The sequence below is a fragment of the Rhizobium sp. S152 genome (genome assembly GCF_030380735.1).
Taxonomy (GTDB): Bacteria; Pseudomonadota; Alphaproteobacteria; order Rhizobiales; family Rhizobiaceae; genus Rhizobium.
The window spans coordinates 490,180-506,436 of record NZ_JAUDRZ010000008.1 but is presented as its reverse complement, the minus strand read 5'-3'; the positions used below and the strand labels follow the sequence as shown (position 1 = coordinate 506,436).

Below are 16,257 nucleotides of genomic sequence, written 5' to 3'. Positions count from 1 at the left end.
CCGTGAAGCGCAGAGAGCCCGAAAAGATGAACGCCGTGCGGCGCACCGCACGCGGGCGATCTGCCATGTCGACAAAGGAGAAAGACATGACCAAGCGCGACGCCATCTTCCCCGCCGGCCGGCAGGCCCTCTATGATATCAACCGCTACTCGCCGGCCATCCGCTCGGGCGACCTTCTGTTCGTGTCGGGTCAGGTCGGCAGCAGGGAGGACGGCTCACCGGAGCCGGTGTTCGAAAAGCAGGTGCAGCTTGCCTTCGACAATCTCGCCGCCGTACTGAAGGCCGCCGGTTGCAGCTTCGACGACATCGTGGACGTCACGACGTTCCACACCGATCCGGCGGCGCAGTTTCCGGCGATCGATGCAGTCCGTTTCAAAATGATGGGCGAGCCGCCATACACGAACTGGACGGCGGTCGGGGTGACCTGGCTGTCGGGATTCGATTTCGAGATCAAGGTCATCGCCCGCATCCCGCAGGCGGCCTGAAACGCAAAATGCCCGCGACACATGCGCGGGCATTTTCTTTGTCCGTCGCCTGGATCAGGCGGCGTAGCGGGAGGCGGCGTGGGAGGCGGCCTGCAGGTTGAACTGGCCGAGAAGCTGCATCAGCTTCGCCGCCTCCTGCGCCAACCCGTGGCTCGCCGCCGTCTGTTCCTCGACCATGGCGGCGTTCTGCTGGGTGCCCTGGTCCATGGTGTTGACGGCGTGGTTGATCTCGGCAAGACCGGTCGACTGCTCGCGGGTCGCGGTGACGATCGCCTCGACGTGACGGCTGATTTCCTGGACCTGCGAGACGATGGTCTCCAGCGCCTGGCCGGTACTGCCGACCAGCGTCACGCCGGAGCGGACCTGGGCATTCGATGCAGTGATCAGGCTCTCGATTTCCTTGGCTGCATGGGCGGAGCGCTGGGCGAGCTCACGCACTTCCTGGGCGACGACGGCAAAACCCTTGCCCGCTTCGCCCGCGCGCGCGGCCTCGACACCGGCATTGAGCGCCAGCAGGTTGGTCTGGAAGGCGATATCGTCGATCACGCCGATGATGTTGGCGATCTTGCCGGAGGATTCCTCGATCTCGGTCATCGCCGATACGGCCTTTCGGACGATGTTGCCGGACTCTTCGGCGCCGAGGCGCGTGCGGGAGACCAGCGTGCCGGCATCCTCGGCACGGCGCGCGGTGTCCTTGACCGTCGTGGTGATCTCTTCGAGTGCTGCGGCGGTTTCCTCGACGGAGGCCGCCTGCTGCTCGGTGCGGCGCGCGAGGCCATCGGCTGCGGTGCGGATCTCGGTTGCGCCGGCATCGATCGCGTTGGCATTGCTGCCCACGGCCTGAAGGGCGGCCTGCAGCTTGGCGACGGAGCTGTTGTAATCGCTGCGGAGACGATCGAGGTGATCGGCAAACGGCGTCTCGATGCGGTGCGCGAGGTTTCCGTCGGAGAGTTCGCCGAGCGCGCCTGCCAGCGCATCGACGGCGTGCTGGGTTTCGGCCGCTTCACGCGCCTTCATCGCCTCGTTACGCGCACGCTCTTCCTGCGCCTGCGTCCTGCTGCCCTCGGCGCTGCGTTCCAGATCGAGGCGAGCGAAGGCGTTGTCGCGGAAGACCGCGACGGCCGCTGCCATCTCGCCAATTTCGTCGTGGCGATCGGCATAGGGAACGGCGGCATCGAGCTCGCCGCGCGCAAGGCCCGCCATGCGCGTGGTGATGGTCGAAATCGGCGCCGAGATACGACGCCAGCCAATATAGGCGGCGGCAACGGCGATCAGAACGGCGACGGCAAGGCCGGCGGCGATCGCTATGATGCCAGTCGAATAGTTGCTTGCCGCGGCCGACAAGGCCGTATCGGTCGACTGCCGGTCCCTGGCGATCATGCCGTCGACCAGCGTCTGGATATTGTTGAACGACATCGAAAGCTCGCCGCGATAGAGCAGGTTCGCCTGGCTCTTCTTGTTGTCGAGCGCAAGCGCGATGATCTTGTCGGCAAGGGCGGTGTCGCTGGCGAGCGCCTTCTTGAGCCGTTCGAAGTTCTGGCTCATGTAGTCGCTCTTCGGCTGCGTTTCGAAAGCGCTGATCGCCGCCGTCAGGCGCTGGCGACGCGACTTCAGCGTCTGCTCGGCGTTGCGGAAATCGGTCTTGCTCGCGGCCAGCAGGTAATCGGCATAGCTGCGGCGGACGTCGTTCATCGTGCCGACGATGGTCTGCAGCCGCGCCGTGTTCGGGATGTTCTGCACGCCGATCTCATGCGCGTTGCTCTCCAGCCGGATCAGGGCGAAGGCAGAAATCGCGCCCTGCACGATGGCGATCACCACGAGCGACAAGAACAGAAGGGGCAGAAGCGTCTTGATCTTTAACTTGGACATAGCAGTTTCTCGCAGCGGCCTATGGGCGCGGGTCAGCCGGATCGTCTGCCGATCGGCTCCTTGCCTTGTGCCATGATTGGTCGAGGATGGGATGCGGAGAGTTCCGCCATGCATCATGCATTGGCGGCATTAGGCGTCATATTAGGTAAAATTTGATTAAAAGTAATACTATTGCTTAAGCACGCTTTTTAGCGCCGCATGAAGGCGTCGAACGCAGCCCTCGCCTCGGCGCTGCGCAGACGCTCCGAAAAGTGGCGTGCTTCCTCGTCGATCCGGGCGATGATCTCGCCGCGATTGCCGCGGATGAGATCACGAGCGATCCGCAGGGCTTCCGGCGACTTACCGGCGAGCTTGTTCGCTGCGGCCAGTGCCGCCGCCTCCACCTCTTCCGGCGCGCAGAGCTTCCACACAATGCCGGCCTCCCTCGCCTCCTCGCCGGAAAACGGCTCGCCGGCCGCCAGCATGGCGAAGGCGCGCTGGTGGCCCATCAAGCGCGGTGCGATCAGGCTGGACGCAGCTTCGGGCACCAGCGCCAGATCGACGAAGGGCGTGCGGAACTCGCTGCGGGCCGAGGCGATGGTCATGTCGCAGTGGAAATGCATGGTGGCGCCGATGCCGATGGCCAGGCCATCGACACCTGAAACAAGGGGCTTGGTCGAGCGCACCAGGGCATAGAGGAAGTCGATCACCTCACGCGGCATGCCGCCGCCCATGGCAACAGCCAGAAAATCACCCATGTCGTTGCCGGCCGAGAAGCAGCCTTCGGTGCCGAGAAAGACGGTGGAGCGGATGGCCTCATCGTCCTCAGCGGCCGCCAGCGCCTCGGTCATGGCGGAATACATGGCGCGGGTGATGGCGTTCTTCTTCTCCGGGCGGTTGAAGCGGATGACCTGGATGCCGGGGTGAGCTTCGGGGCGCTCGACGATGATGTGATCGGTCATATCAGGTCCCTCAGGCGAGAATGGCGCGGGCGGCGGCAAGGCTGGCGGCACCGTTGATGACGGCATCCTTCAGGGCCGTCGTTTCGGGCAGCAGGTTTTCGGCAGCGAAGCGGCAAAGCGCGATGCGCTTGTCGGCGGCGCCATCATTGCCATCGGCAAGGGCACCCTTGGCGAGGTAGCAGCCAGTCAGCGTCAGGCCGAACAGGCGCTGGTAGGGCGTGGCGCCGGACAGCGCTTCGGTGGTCCGGCCCTGCGCCAGCTGCTCGAGAAGCCAGTCGGTCGCTTCGGCCAAGTCGGTGATCGCGGCGTTCAGGCGGTTCGCCGTGGCGCCGAAGCTTTCCGCGTTGGAGGCACCGACGCGGTCGGCGATCTCCTGCAGTTCGGCGATCAGGCATTTGACCTCGCCGCCATCGGACAGCGGCAGCTTGCGGGTGACGAGATCGATCGCCTGGATGCCGTTGGTGCCTTCGTAAATGGGGGCAATGCGTGCGTCCCTGAGGTAGCGGGCCGCCCCCGTTTCCTCGATGAAGCCCATACCGCCATGCACCTGGATGCCGAGCGAGGCGACATCAACGCCGATATCGGTGGCGAAGGACTTGGCGACCGGGGTCAGCAAGGCGGCGCGCTCCTGCCAGTGCTTCCTGGCATCGCCGGCGCGGTGCGCCATGTCGGTAGCGTGGGCGCAGCTATAGGCGATAGCGCGGGCGCCCTGAGTCAGCGCCTTCATGGTGAGCAGCATTCTGATAACGTCGGGGTGCTCTATGATTGGGCTCATACCAGAACCCGTCCAGCCCGGCGCTTTGCCCTGGGTGCGCTCGCGGGCATAGGCGACGGCCTTCTGCGTGGCGGCTTCGGCAATCGCGACGCCCTGCATGCCGACGGCAAGGCGGGCGTTGTTCATCATCGTGAACATGCAGGCGAGGCCCTTGTTTTCCTCGCCGACCAGCCAGCCGATGGCGCCCTTTTCCTCGCCGAAGCGGCCGTCGCCGTAGATCATCGTGCAGGTGGGGGAGCCGTGGATGCCGAGCTTGTGTTCCAGCGCGTGGCAAAAGAGATCGTTGCGGGCCCCGAGCGAGCCGTCGTCATTGACCAGGAACTTCGGCACGAGGAACAGCGAGATGCCGCGCGTGCCCGATGGCGCATCCGACAGGCGGGCGAGCACCAGATGAATAATGTTTTCGGCGGCGTCGTGTTCGCCCCAGGTGATGAATATCTTCTGGCCCGATATGCGGTAGCTGCCGTCGTCGCGGCGTTCGGCGCGGGCCTTGAGCACGCCGAGATCGGAGCCGGCATGCGGTTCCGTCAAGTTCATCGTGCCGGTCCATTCGCCGGAGACGAGCTTCGGGAGATAGGTCTTCTTCAGCGCGTCGCTGCCGTGAGCGGCGATCGCTTCGATGGCGCCCATGGTCAGCGTCGGGCAGAGCGCGAAGGCCATGGAGCCGGAATTCCACATCTCGAGTGCGGCAACGTTGAGCATGTGGGGCAGCGCCTGGCCGCCGAAGTCTTCTGATGCAGTCAGGCCGTTCCAGCCGCCTGAAATCCAGTTGCGGTAGAGATCGCGCCAGCCATCCGGCGTCGTTACCTCACCGTCCCTGATCCGAGCGCCCTGGCGGTCGCCGATTTCGGCGAGCGGCGCGATTTCATCGGATGCGAAACGGCCGGCTTCGTGGAGGATGGCGTCAACCAGATCCTCGCCGAGATCGCCAAGCAGACCGTCGTCGATCGCCTGCGCAAGACCGGCCACATGCTTCAGGGTGAATGCGATCTCCTCGACGGGCGCCTTGTACATGCTGATCTCCTCGTATGCCGGCGGCACGAATCTGCCGATCCGGTCCGCTCCTCCAGTCGCAGAGCTAATTGATTTTTACGTAAACGTCAATTTCAAACTTGCCCCTGCCCCGGGCCGCGCTAGCGGTGATACTGGCCGTGCGAACTGTCTTGAAACTGCAAAATATCGGTCATAAATAAAGCGCCAAGGCATGGTCCCTGAACGGGTTCCGCCGCCAGTCCCGCCGCCCGGGGCGACCGCCTGTCCCGCTTGTCGACCGATGGCGAATCCGGCGTTATGGTCGATATATCACGCAAGTCGCAAGAGGACCGGCGCATCATGGACACATTGCCTGTTAGCATGCCGGGTTTCGTCTGGGCCTATCGCTTCCCCGCCGAGGGCGGCAAGGCAATCCGGCTGACGAACAGCGCGCTTGCGGCGGATCTGACCGAAGGCGACGGCTTCTACTGGCTGCACCTCAACCTCGCCGACGCCCGCGTTCCAGCCCTGCTCGATACGCTGACCGGCCTGACGGAAGATGCAAAGGCGGCGCTCATCACGCACGACACGCACTCGGCCATCACCGTCGACGACCAGATGCTCTATGGCACGCTGGTCGATTGCCAGCGCGAGTTCGACCACGAAACAGCCGATCTCGGCTGGCTGCACTTCGCGATATCGGACCGCTTCATCATCACCACGCGCCTGCAGCCGCTGCGCAGCGTCGACCGCGCGCGAGCGCTGATCGAGAAGAACCCGGCAAAGTATGTGCGACCGGTCGATCTATTCGAGCTGCTCGTTACCGAATTCCAGCGGACGCTGATCTCGATCGTCATGGATCTCACCGAAGAACTCAATGTCATCGAGGATTTCGTCTACGACAACGCGCCGCGCGACGAGCGGCGGCGGCTGGCGCCGGTGCGGCGCACCGTCGTGCGCATCCACAGGCATCTGCGCACCGTTCTGGCGCTGATGCGGCGGGCGGCGGCGTCCGACGACGACGAGATGCCCTTCGGTTTCGAGGACGTGGCAGGGCGGCTGACGGCGCGGCTGGAGACGGTCGATCACGACATCTATGCGCTACAGGACCGGGCACGGCTGCTGCACGAGGAAATCGATTCGAAGCTCTCGTCCGAGACCAACCGCCACCTCTACATCCTGTCGATCATGACCGCCTTCCTGCTGCCGCCGACGCTGGTGACCGGCTTCTTCGGCATGAACACCGCCAACCTGCCCTTCACGCAAGGATCGACCGGGACGGAATACGCGATCGGCATGATCATCGCATCAATCGTGCTTGCTTGGTGGCTGCTGAAGCGGGTCGATATTCTCTAGCCCAACGCGAAAAGCCCGGCATTCGCGCCGGGCTTGATGTCTGCGTTTTCAGCGGTCGCCTCAGTAGTAAGGCGACAGGCACTGCTGGCGCGGGCCATTATAGGGCTGGAAGGTGTTGTCATAGGCGCGGTACGAGCGGTAGCGGTTTTCGCACCAGGCGACATGGCTCGGGTTGATGCCACCGGACGGAGCCACGTAGCGCGGCTGCGAAGCGATCGCACCGCCGATGATCGCACCCGCGCCGAAGGCTGCCAGCGGGTACCAGTAGTCATTGTAGCGACGGTAACCCGGACGATAGTAGCTATAACCGCGATAGCCATTGTAGTAGCCGGGGCGGTAGCGCGGACCGGGGCGATAGCCTGGGCCTGGACGATAGTGCGGGCGGTAGCCCGGGCCGCAGCGCATGCCGGGGCGGCAATACTGGACATTCTGGACATCGCCGGAGCGTTCGACTTGCGGCAGCGACGGCATCTGCATGGCCTGAGAGGGAACAAAACCTGTCAAAAAAATAATGGAAGAAAGAGCAGCAACAGCATGCTTCTTAAATGATCCGAGCATTTCGTCTCCAATCCCGATAAATTCGCGTGATCATAAACGTACAGAACACCGCAACGTTCCAGAGGCGCAGGCGCGCGTCCGACCGGCTCTGGCGTTGTATTTGCTAATGATTAACCGGACATTAACCGTTTCTCACCAACCTCGTTCCATGGGGCAAGACCGTGGAATCCTTATCTTCCAGTTTCTGCTTTTGATGCTCGCAAGCCTTGCGGCGCAGCATGCGACGGCGGCCGATGTGCTGCCTTGGAACAAAACCGATAACGCCATCGTGATCGATGCCTACGAGCTGAACACGCTCGACTGGGAGGCCCTGCGATCGGACAAGCGCATCGCGGGCTTCATCTCCAAGGCGTCCGACGGCCTGCCCGAAAGCTTCGATTGCAGCGGCGACCATGCCGGAGATACCGTCGCGCATTGCAAGACCATGTGGCGTAAGTACGCGGTCAGCCGCGAACTCTTTCAGACGCGGCGGCTGGTCGCCCGCGCCTCGGGCCTGCTCTGGGGTGCCTATCACCTGGGGCGTCCCGGCAATCCCGTCGACCAGGCAAATCACTTCCTCGACTACGCCACGCCGCGCGACGACGAGATGATGATCCTCGACATCGAAGGCATCGATCCCGGCAAGTTCATGTCGCTGGAGGACGCGCAGATTTTCGCCGGCCATATCAAGGCGCGTACCGGGCGATATCCCGTGCTCTACACGAACCACAATACCGCCCGCTACATCGCCGCCTATCACAACGATTACCCCGTCCTGGCACGGCTGCCGCTTTGGTATGCGCGCTACAGGCCTGAGATCAATGGCGTTTTCCCGATGGGCAACTGGGACAACTATCTGCTCTGGCAGTTCTCCTCTGGCGCCAATTGCAGCAAACGCCGCTGTCCCTACCGCGTGCCGGGAGCGCTCACAGATATCGACGTCAACGTCGCGGCGATGAACAGGGCCGATCTCGCCAGGGTGTGGGCGCAGGGGAACCTTTTGCCGGCGCGAGAACCCGATCCGCCGCTGATCCTCGCCAAGATCGAGATGGAGCCGAAGTTCGCAGCCAAGGACACCACCGCGCCCGACCCGATCACCACCTCCTCCGTGCCCAAGCGCGAGATCAACACGCTGAACTATCAGGACTTCTGAGCGCCCAAACGAAAGCGACCCCGCTTCCATCAAGGAAACGGAGCCGCTTGGGAGATCCTATATGCCGATCAGGCGACGACGGAGAGCTTGGCCTGGTCGCCCTGCAGCCGGCTGGTCATGAACAGCGCGTACCATTCGAGGAACTGCATGACGCCGCCCTCGTGCAGCATCGAGTACGGGCCGGGCTCATAGGCCGGCGAATGGATGCCGAAGGCGTTTTCCTCGACGATGCGGCGGTCCTGGTCGTTGGTCTCGGTCCAGACGTGGGTCAGTTCATCGAGGTCGTAGTCGACGCCCTCGACGGCATCCTTGTGGACCAGCCACTTAGTCGTGACGGCAGTCTCGTTGGCGCTGAGCGGCAGGACGCGGAAGGAGATCGCGTGGTCGCCGAGGATGTGGTTCCAAGTCGTCGGATAGTGGAAGAGCAGCATGGTGCCGATCCGGTCGATCGTCACGTCATCAGACAGCGCACGCTTGACGGCGCGCTTGCCGGACATGGTGTAGCTCTCGGCATCCTCGATTAGCGGCATGCGGGCAGCGCGGAACTGGCCGTCCGGCGAGATCTGGAACTTGCTCGGCAGCCCGGCGGCCTCGCAGCGCGCCCAGTGGCCGGAAATTTCCGGATCGTCGGCGCCGCCGTCGGTGCCGGTGACGCTCGGGGCCTCAGGATAGGTACGGCAGAGTTCGGGATGGTTGGCGGCGCAGTGGTAGCACTCGCGGTTGTTTTCCCAGACGAGCTTCCAATTTCCCCTCTCGATGATGGTGCTCTGGAAGGCGATCTTCGCGTCCTTCAGATGATGCGGCATCATGTAGGGGGCGACCATGTCGCGGACCGGCTGGAAGTCCGGCGCCTTGTCGGCGAGACAGATGAAGATGTAGCCGCCGAAGCTCTCGCAATGGACAGGCTTCAGGCCGAAACCGCTCTTGTCGAAATCGTCGCCCATGTGGCGGGCAAAGGCGAGCTTGCCGTCGAGATCATAGGCCCACTGGTGGTAGGGGCAGACGAGACGGACGGACGAGCCGTGATCCTTGGTGCAGACGCGCGAGCCGCGATGGCGACAGCTGTTGTGGAAGGCGCGGATGACATTGTCGCGGCCACGAACGATGACGACGGGATACTGGCCGATCTGCACCGTGAAATAGGCGCCTGCCTTCGGTAGCTCGCAGTCATGACCCATGAACAGCCAGTCGCGGTAGTAGATCATCTCCATATCGAGCTTGAAGTAATCCTCGTCGATATAGAACGGCTGTTCGAGGCTGAAGCCTTCCCGGCGGTTCTTCAGCTGCCGCAACACGTTGCTACGAATATCCATGCGCCTATCCTCGTCTGTTCAGGCCGCCGCTTCGCTGGAGTCCAAAGCCTCCGGAAGCATTTCGTTCCGTCTCTCCCGAAGGAGATTTCATTCTGCATATTTAATCACCGCCGGGGCCGGACGCTTGGTTGCAAAGCGACATCGGCTTCGAAAATGACGACAGGGTTCAGCGAGGCAGAAATCGCACCGCGGGAACCGCATGCCGGCAGCTATCCCACGGAAAATATCATCGATTGCGACATGGATGCAAACACGTGAATACAATGCCTTCTCGTAACCCAATCGCCGCATATCGCGTTTGCGACATGCGGACCGCCGGCCGGTGAACGGAAACCCCGCCAGTCCGGTTTAAGGGCGCGTTAAGCATGATCGGCCTATTCTCCCTGCCATCAGGCAAGCATTCGGAATGCGCACAATGGCAAAACTTCGTTACTTCGACGCGAGCACGGAAACGGCGCAGAAGGAGCCAGCGCAGGCAAGCTCCCACTCGGAATTCCTGCGCACCGGCCGGATCACGCGCCAGCGCAGTCACTGGCTTGCCGCCGAGCGCCGCTATCTCAGCCATGAGGAAGTGGCGGAAAAAACCGGCAGAAAGCTGCAAGCCGCCGGCATGCAGACGCATCAGCACATCAACGCCTTCCATCGCGCCATCCAGTTCCCGAAGCTGGTGTTCCACCGCACGCTGCAGGACAGCCCGCATCTCGGCTACTGTCACGTGACGGCATCGCGTACGAAGTTCGCCCGCTACGAGGAAGTGAGTTGGGCCTTCTACATTGCCAACTTCTACGCCGATATCAGCGACAACGACAATTTCTTCGAGCGCATCGATGCGCGACAGTCGCGCATGTATTTCGCCGTCGCCATCAAGCCCGGCGAGCACACGCCGGAGAAGATGACGATCGACCGTTCGGTGCGCGGCAACGGCGTCCTGTTTCGGACCGACGATCCGCAGGTGGCGATCCGAAACGTGCTGCTGCTCGGCGCCCGCAACGAACAGCTGCGCGAGATCATTCGCCAGCTCTGATATTGATCGGAGCGCCGGGAAAGCATAAGGACTGCCCGACACGGCATCCGGGCAGACCATGGCAGAGATCATCGACATCACCGCGAACAAGGAGCAGGCCATAGAGGCCGCTTGCAAGGTGCTGGGCGAAGGCTTGCCGATCGCCATTCCGACCGAGACCGTCTACGGACTTGCCGCCGACGCCACCAATCCAGCGGCCATCGCCCGCATCTACGAGACCAAGGGCCGGCCGCAGTTCAATCCGCTGATCTGCCACATGGCCGATCTCGCCATGGCCGAGCAGTATGCCGATTTCGATCCTGTCTCCCGGACGCTGGCGGAAGCCTTCTGGCCGGGACCGCTGACGATCGTCGTTCCGCTCAAGGGGGGCAGCGCCATTCACGCGCTGGCGACGGCCGGGCTCGACACGGTCGGCATCCGCGTTCCCAAAGGGTTTGCGGGAGAACTGATACGCGCCTTCGGACATCCGCTGGCGGCGCCGAGTGCCAATACATCGGGCAAGATCAGCGCCACGAGTGCTGACCATGTGGCCGCCGATCTCGGCGAGAAGATCCGGCTGATCCTCGATTCCGGCGCCAGCGACGTCGGCGTGGAATCGACCATCGTCAAGGTCGAGGACGGCAAGCTCAGGCTGCTGCGTCCGGGCGGGCTGCCGGCGGTCGAGATCGAGCGGGTGGCGGGCATGAAGCTGGTGCGCCCGAAGAAGGCGTCGGCCGCGATCGAGGCGCCTGGGATGATGGCGTCTCATTATGCGCCGGGCGCGCATGTACGGCTTGATGCGACCGACGTTTCAGACAGTGAGGCGCTGATCAGTTTCGGCCCCGCGCCTGTCGCCGGCTCGCAATCGGCAAGGATCGTGCTCAATCTCAGCGAAACGGGCGATCTCTCGGAGGCCGCGGCCAATCTCTTCGACTATATGAAGCGCGCCGATGCCAGCGGCGCCACGACCATCGCCTTTTCCGCCATTCCCGACGAGGGTCTCGGCGAAGCCATCAACGACCGGCTGCGGCGCGCCGCGGCCCCGCGGGAATAACAGAGGATAAAGCCCGATGAGCAGCGTTTCCCCCGATCTACTCGACCGTTTTGCAGCCATCGTCGGCGAGAAATATGCGCTTCGCGGTGAGGCCGACCTTGCCCCGCACCTGATCGAGAACCGCGGCCTCTATCACGGCTCCTCGCCGCTGCTGTTGAAGCCGGCGACGGTCGAGGAAGTCTCCGCCATCCTCCAGCTTGCGTCGGAAACGGGTTCGGCGGTGGTGCCGCAGACAGGCAATACCGGCCTCGTCGGCGGGCAGACACCGCGTGAAGGCAAGTCGGACATCATCATCTCGCTCGAGCGCATGAACAAGATCCGTTCCGTCGATCCGGTCGCCAATGTCCTCGTCGCCGACGGCGGCGCCATTCTGGCCGAGGTGCAGAAAGCGGCGGAAGCGCACGGGCGGCTGTTTCCGCTGTCGCTCGGCTCCGAAGGATCCTGCCGCATCGGCGGCAACCTTTCCACCAATGCCGGCGGCACGGCGGTGCTTGCCTATGGCAACATGCGCCAGCTTTGCCTGGGCCTGGAGGTCGTTCTGCCGACCGGCGAGGTCTGGAATGGGCTGCGCAGCCTGAAGAAGGACAATACCGGCTACGACCTGCGCGACCTCTTCATCGGCGCGGAAGGCACGCTCGGCATCATCACCGGCGCGGTGCTGAAGCTTTTCCCGCAGCCGCTCGGCAAGCAGGTGGCGTTCGCGGGCCTCAACACGGTGGAGGACGCGCTTTCGCTCTTCAACCTTGCCTCCAGCCTGTGCGGCACCTCGCTGACGGGCTTCGAGCTGATGCCGCGCTTCGGCGTCGAGATCACCGCGCGCAACATCGACGGCGTGCGCGATCCGCTGGAGACGCCGCATCCCTGGTACGTGCTGATCGACATCTCGACATCGGATTCGGCCGAGACCGCCGAGCGCATGATGACGGCGCTGCTGGAACAGGGCTTCGAGGCCGGACTTGTGCAGGATGCGGCAATCGCCTCCTCCGTCGCGCAGCAGCAAGCGCTGTGGCATATGCGCGAGAGCATGTCCGAAGCGCAGAAGCCGGAAGGCGGATCGATCAAGCACGACGTGTCGGTGCCGGTGTCGCGCATTCCGCATTTCATGAATGAAGCCGAAGAAGCGGTGATGGCCGCCATGCCGGGTGCGCGCATCTGCGCCTTCGGCCACATGGGCGACGGCAACATCCACTACAACATCTCCCAGCCCGTCGGCGCCGACAAGCAGGCGTTTATCGACCGCTGGCATGAGATGAACCACATCGTCCACGGCATCGTGCTCGCCCATGGCGGCTCGATCTCGGCCGAGCACGGCATCGGCCAATTGAAGCGCGATGAACTGGCTTCCATCCGCTCGGACATCGAGATGGATCTGATGCGGCGGATCAAGCGGGCGTTCGACCCTGCCGGTATCATGAACCCGGGCAAGGTCGTTAGCGTGGATTGAGTTCGCTCAGGACGACGTGGCGCCGTTGGTCAGGATGGTAAGGGCTGCCGAGGTGCTTGAGCTGTTCTGCACGTCGTAGAGCGCGGTGAAGCGGCGCACCAGCTTGTCGACCTTCTTCGGGTCCTGAAGATCCTCGATATTGATGAACTTCTTCAGGTTGTCGGCCTGCTTGTCGACGTCCATGTTCGAGAATCCGCTCGGCAGGCTATAGGCCGTCTGCACCAGCTGGAACAGCGCCTGATCGCCGAGCAGCGTGTAGATCGAAGTCACGCTCGGCGCCTTGCGCGAGAAATAGAGCGCCAGACGGACACCGTCATTGGTCTCACCCTGCTGGGTTTCGAGCGTCTGCTGGATGTAGCTCTTTTCGGTGCGTTCTTCTGCACCGACGTTCTGGATCGCGCCGATCTTGGATCGGGTCAGGTCGCCATCGGTGTCGAAGTTGAAATCGGCAACGATTTCCTGGAACTTCGATTCCGCTTCGGTATTGAGATAGCTCTTGGGATCCGACGGGTCGGAGGTGAAGATCTTCTTCAGCGTCTCCGCTGTGTACTTGGTCGGGTCGAGGCCATTCGCCTTCAGCACCAGATTGGTAAGGTCCTTGTTATCAAGGAAATCATCCAGCGACTTCACCTCGGCCATGCCTTTGGCGAAGTTGTTGACCGCCGTGGTCGCATCTTTGGACGCCTTGTCCCGCAGCGGACCCTCGGCAATGCCGAGCAAGGAGAGCGACTTGTAGTTGGTGGCGTACTTGGCCATGACGGCGGGCGACAACGCCTGGATTTCCGAAGAAACCTTGCCGTCCGATCCAAAGTTGAAGGCGCGCACGAGGTTGGTGATGCGCTCGTCCTTGAACGACGCGACGTAGCTGTTCGGGTCGTAGGGGTCGCTTTCCAGCAGCTTGCGCATTGTCGACCGCGATACATCCTGTTCGGTCAACCCGTAGGCGCGCAACGCCATCTGATAGAGATCGGGCAGGCTGTCGTTGGCCTTGTCCGTATCGGCCGTCGCGTTGGTGCGCATGAAATCGGCGATGGACTTGATGTTCCCGTCCGCCATCCGGCTCTTATAGTTGGCGATCGAATCGTCGATCGTCTCCTGTTGAAGATCGTCGTAGCGGGTGTTGTAGAACGCGGTGGTATCCGCCAATTGCTGACCGTTCTGCGGGCCGGAAGCCAGAGCCGCCGAACCATCGGCGGCGAAGCTGAATGCGGCATTGACGTTGGAGTAACCGGCCGATGCGGCAAAGGTGGCGTCTGTCAGGATGCTCTTCAGGTCGGCGTCGCTGACCGCGGGCGAAATTCGGTAGACCGTGCGGAGTTGGCTCGTGAGCTTCGGATCCGCGATCAACTCGTCGACATTGGAGATGGTACTGATCGTGCTCTGGAAATAGTCCTGGGTCGTGATGGCCCTGGTCGTCGTCGACCGCGCCTGGCTGGTGCTCTGCGCGTTGACGTCATTCGGCGTGCTGCCATCGGCAAGGAAATTGAAGGCCGCGTGGACATCGCCATAGCCCAGCAGCGTCGCATAGTCTCCGTCCGTCAGCACGCTGCGGAGGTCCGCGTCACTCAAGGTCATCGGCATGCCGTAGGCATTCTTGATGTAGTTCGTCAGCGTCGTGTTGGCCAGGAGGTCATCGACATTGGTGATATTGACGATGGCCTGCTGGTAGCCGTTTCGCGTCGCCGTCGCCATGTCGGCCATGGCATTGACCTGATCCGGCGTCTGCGGCTGGTAGGTGGCGGCAAGGCCGCCGGACGAGGTGAAATTGAAGGCGTCGTGCAGGCTGGTATAGCCCATGGTGGCCGCCGCATCGCCGTCCGACAGGATCGTTTTCAGATCCGCGTCGCTGATCGTCGAGGACACGTTATAGACGTTGCGGAGATAGCTGACGCTCCGCGTATCGGCCAGGAGATCATCGACGCTGGTATAGTCGCCGACCTTAGTCAGAAAGTAGTTTCCGTTTGTCGTTATCTTGCCGGTCGTCGCGCTGCGCTGCGCGTAAGTCTGCACGTCCGTGCCTGTCAACGTTCCATCGGCCTTGAAATTGAAGGCGGCGTTGATGGCGCTGTAGCCGTTGGTCGAGGCATAATCGGCATCGGTGAGAATGCTTCTCAGGTCGGCATCGCTGAAGGTCGGCGACAACGAATAGGCATCCTTGATGTAGGCCGTCAGCTTGGGATCGGCCAACAGCTGGTCAACGGTCGTGATCGTCCCGCCGGTGATCTGGCTGGTATAGTAGCTGGATGCGCTGGTCGCCTGCGCGGTGGTCGCTTTTGTCTGGGAGGACGTCTGCGCACGCGCTGTCGTGGCAACCGTGCCGTCGGACTTGAAATTGAAGGCCTGATAGGCGTCGCTGAAGTCGAGCGACGCGGCGTAGGTCGGATCCGTTAGCACTTTGCGAAATGCCGCATCACTGAAAGTCGAGCCCATGTTGAACGCCGTCTTGATATAGGACGACAGGCGCGTATCGGCGGTGATATCGGTCACATTCGTGATGGTCCCGATCTTGGACAGATAGTAAGCCTTGTTGTAATCGGCGGCCGCCTGCGTGACGATCGATGGAACGACCAGATTATACTGTTCCATGACCGCGTCTTTCTGTGTCGCGGTCTGGGCGGCGCCGGTCACGGTGCCGTCGGCGTTGAAGCTGAATTGCGCAACCAGTGCTTTATATTTGTCGTTGCCGTTGACGTTGACGAAGCTGTCGGGATCATCGAGATCACTCGTCAGAACCTGCGTCAGGAAGTCCTGGGAAACATAGGTCGGATCGATACCATAGGCCTTCAGTGCGTAGGTACGAAGGCGCGTGTTGTTGACCAGGTCGGATACGTTTTCCACGTTGTCCATGGCGTCGCTGTAATAGCTGGTCTCGGTCGCGGCGTTCTTGCCCTCATCCGCAAAGGACTGATTATAGAGGCCGATCAGGTCGTCTTCCTGGGAATCGCTCTGCGCGTCGGCCGTCGAAGCGCTGAAATTGAACGCCGCCGCGAATTCCTTGTAGCGCGTGTCCGAAAGACGGTTGGCGAAGCTGTTGGAATCGGTCAGGTCGCTTTCCAGCACCTTCTTCATGAAGGCCTTGGCGTAAGCCATGTCTCCCAGACCGTAAGCCTGCATCGCGTAGTTGTAGAGCTTGTAGTTGCCGAGGAAATCATCGACATCTTTGACCATGTTGATGTTTTCCTTGTAATATTCGGCGTCGCGCTTGACCGTCGACTGCTTGGCGACGTTGTCGAGGCTCTTCTGCATATTCCCCGACAATATGCTGTACGCCATCGAAGCAGAGATCATGGGACGACCTTTTTCGGCAAAATCTTAAAGGAATGACACAGATGTTGTGCCTCATTCTGCGATAAAA

12 protein-coding genes are annotated in these 16,257 nt (G+C 62.3%); 6 read left to right on the top strand and 6 right to left on the bottom strand.

From position 1 onward, the window contains the following. Positions 1–86 precede the first annotated feature (86 nt). Positions 87–485, top strand: a complete 399-nt coding sequence (locus QTL95_RS11990) for a RidA family protein (RefSeq protein WP_289720181.1) — start codon at positions 87–89, stop codon at positions 483–485. A gap of 54 nt (positions 486–539) precedes the next feature. Here QTL95_RS11990 and QTL95_RS11985 read toward each other — a convergent pair whose 3' ends face one another. The 3 genes from QTL95_RS11985 to QTL95_RS11975 form a co-directional block, all read right to left on the bottom strand. Beyond that, positions 540–2,354, bottom strand: coding sequence for a methyl-accepting chemotaxis protein (locus tag QTL95_RS11985; RefSeq protein WP_289720180.1), 1,815 nt, complete (start codon positions 2,352–2,354; stop codon positions 540–542). Positions 2,355–2,542: 188 nt separating this feature from the next. Next, on the bottom strand, positions 2,543–3,295 hold the full coding sequence (locus QTL95_RS11980; protein ID WP_289720179.1) for a crotonase/enoyl-CoA hydratase family protein: 753 nt from the start codon (positions 3,293–3,295) through the stop codon (positions 2,543–2,545). Between the two features lie 10 nt (positions 3,296–3,305). Further along, positions 3,306–5,084 (bottom strand): acyl-CoA dehydrogenase, encoded by a 1,779-nt coding sequence (locus tag QTL95_RS11975; RefSeq protein ID WP_289720178.1) that lies wholly within the window; start codon positions 5,082–5,084, stop codon positions 3,306–3,308. Positions 5,085–5,402: 318 nt separating this feature from the next. On the opposite strand from QTL95_RS11975, the gene QTL95_RS11970 reads away from it, so the two are divergent. Beyond that, complete coding sequence (locus QTL95_RS11970; protein WP_289720177.1) at positions 5,403–6,398, top strand: transporter; 996 nt, start codon at positions 5,403–5,405, stop codon at positions 6,396–6,398. 60 nt (positions 6,399–6,458) lie between these two features. On the opposite strand, the gene QTL95_RS11965 is transcribed toward QTL95_RS11970, so the two are convergent. Beyond that, the gene (locus QTL95_RS11965) at positions 6,459–6,956 is read right to left on the bottom strand and encodes a BA14K family protein (RefSeq protein WP_289720176.1); all 498 of its coding nucleotides are present in this window, start codon (positions 6,954–6,956) and stop codon (positions 6,459–6,461) included. Between the two features lie 148 nt (positions 6,957–7,104). Here QTL95_RS11965 and QTL95_RS11960 point away from each other — a divergent pair, with 148 nt between their 5' ends. Beyond that, positions 7,105–8,088 (top strand): glycoside hydrolase family 25 protein, encoded by a 984-nt coding sequence (locus tag QTL95_RS11960; RefSeq protein ID WP_442981286.1) that lies wholly within the window; start codon positions 7,105–7,107, stop codon positions 8,086–8,088. A gap of 68 nt (positions 8,089–8,156) precedes the next feature. Here the strand turns inward: QTL95_RS11960 and QTL95_RS11955 are convergent, their stop codons facing one another. Further along, positions 8,157–9,401, bottom strand: coding sequence for an aromatic ring-hydroxylating oxygenase subunit alpha (locus tag QTL95_RS11955; RefSeq protein ID WP_289720175.1), 1,245 nt, complete (start codon positions 9,399–9,401; stop codon positions 8,157–8,159). Between the two features lie 415 nt (positions 9,402–9,816). On the opposite strand from QTL95_RS11955, the gene QTL95_RS11950 reads away from it, so the two are divergent. Genes QTL95_RS11950 through QTL95_RS11940 form a run of 3 tightly spaced genes read left to right on the top strand, consistent with a single transcriptional unit; the run spans position 9,817 to position 12,902 of the window. Continuing rightward, on the top strand, positions 9,817–10,425 hold the full coding sequence (locus QTL95_RS11950; protein ID WP_289720174.1) for a DUF6656 family protein: 609 nt from the start codon (positions 9,817–9,819) through the stop codon (positions 10,423–10,425). A 58-nt stretch (positions 10,426–10,483) separates the two neighbouring features. Next, complete coding sequence (locus QTL95_RS11945; protein WP_289720173.1) at positions 10,484–11,458, top strand: L-threonylcarbamoyladenylate synthase; 975 nt, start codon at positions 10,484–10,486, stop codon at positions 11,456–11,458. A 16-nt stretch (positions 11,459–11,474) separates the two neighbouring features. Then, entirely contained in the window at positions 11,475–12,902 is a 1,428-nt protein-coding gene (locus QTL95_RS11940) for an FAD-binding oxidoreductase (protein ID WP_289720172.1), read from the top strand. Between the two features lie 6 nt (positions 12,903–12,908). On the opposite strand, the gene QTL95_RS11935 is transcribed toward QTL95_RS11940, so the two are convergent. Beyond that, complete coding sequence (locus QTL95_RS11935) at positions 12,909–16,190, bottom strand: DUF1217 domain-containing protein (protein ID WP_289720171.1); 3,282 nt, start codon at positions 16,188–16,190, stop codon at positions 12,909–12,911. Between the last annotated feature and the right edge of the window lie 67 nt (positions 16,191–16,257).

Coding starts and splice junctions, on each gene's coding strand:
- QTL95_RS11990 (WP_289720181.1), top strand. CDS start 87: ATGACCAAGCGCGACGCCATCTTCCCCGCCGGCCGGCAGGCCCTCTAT.
- QTL95_RS11985 (WP_289720180.1), bottom strand. CDS start 2,354: ATGTCCAAGTTAAAGATCAAGACGCTTCTGCCCCTTCTGTTCTTGTCG.
- QTL95_RS11980 (WP_289720179.1), bottom strand. CDS start 3,295: ATGACCGATCACATCATCGTCGAGCGCCCCGAAGCTCACCCCGGCATC.
- QTL95_RS11975 (WP_289720178.1), bottom strand. CDS start 5,084: ATGTACAAGGCGCCCGTCGAGGAGATCGCATTCACCCTGAAGCATGTG.
- QTL95_RS11970 (WP_289720177.1), top strand. CDS start 5,403: ATGGACACATTGCCTGTTAGCATGCCGGGTTTCGTCTGGGCCTATCGC.
- QTL95_RS11965 (WP_289720176.1), bottom strand. CDS start 6,956: ATGCTCGGATCATTTAAGAAGCATGCTGTTGCTGCTCTTTCTTCCATT.
- QTL95_RS11960 (WP_442981286.1), top strand. CDS start 7,105: ATGGGGCAAGACCGTGGAATCCTTATCTTCCAGTTTCTGCTTTTGATG.
- QTL95_RS11955 (WP_289720175.1), bottom strand. CDS start 9,401: ATGGATATTCGTAGCAACGTGTTGCGGCAGCTGAAGAACCGCCGGGAA.
- QTL95_RS11950 (WP_289720174.1), top strand. CDS start 9,817: ATGGCAAAACTTCGTTACTTCGACGCGAGCACGGAAACGGCGCAGAAG.
- QTL95_RS11945 (WP_289720173.1), top strand. CDS start 10,484: ATGGCAGAGATCATCGACATCACCGCGAACAAGGAGCAGGCCATAGAG.
- QTL95_RS11940 (WP_289720172.1), top strand. CDS start 11,475: ATGAGCAGCGTTTCCCCCGATCTACTCGACCGTTTTGCAGCCATCGTC.
- QTL95_RS11935 (WP_289720171.1), bottom strand. CDS start 16,190: ATGATCTCTGCTTCGATGGCGTACAGCATATTGTCGGGGAATATGCAG.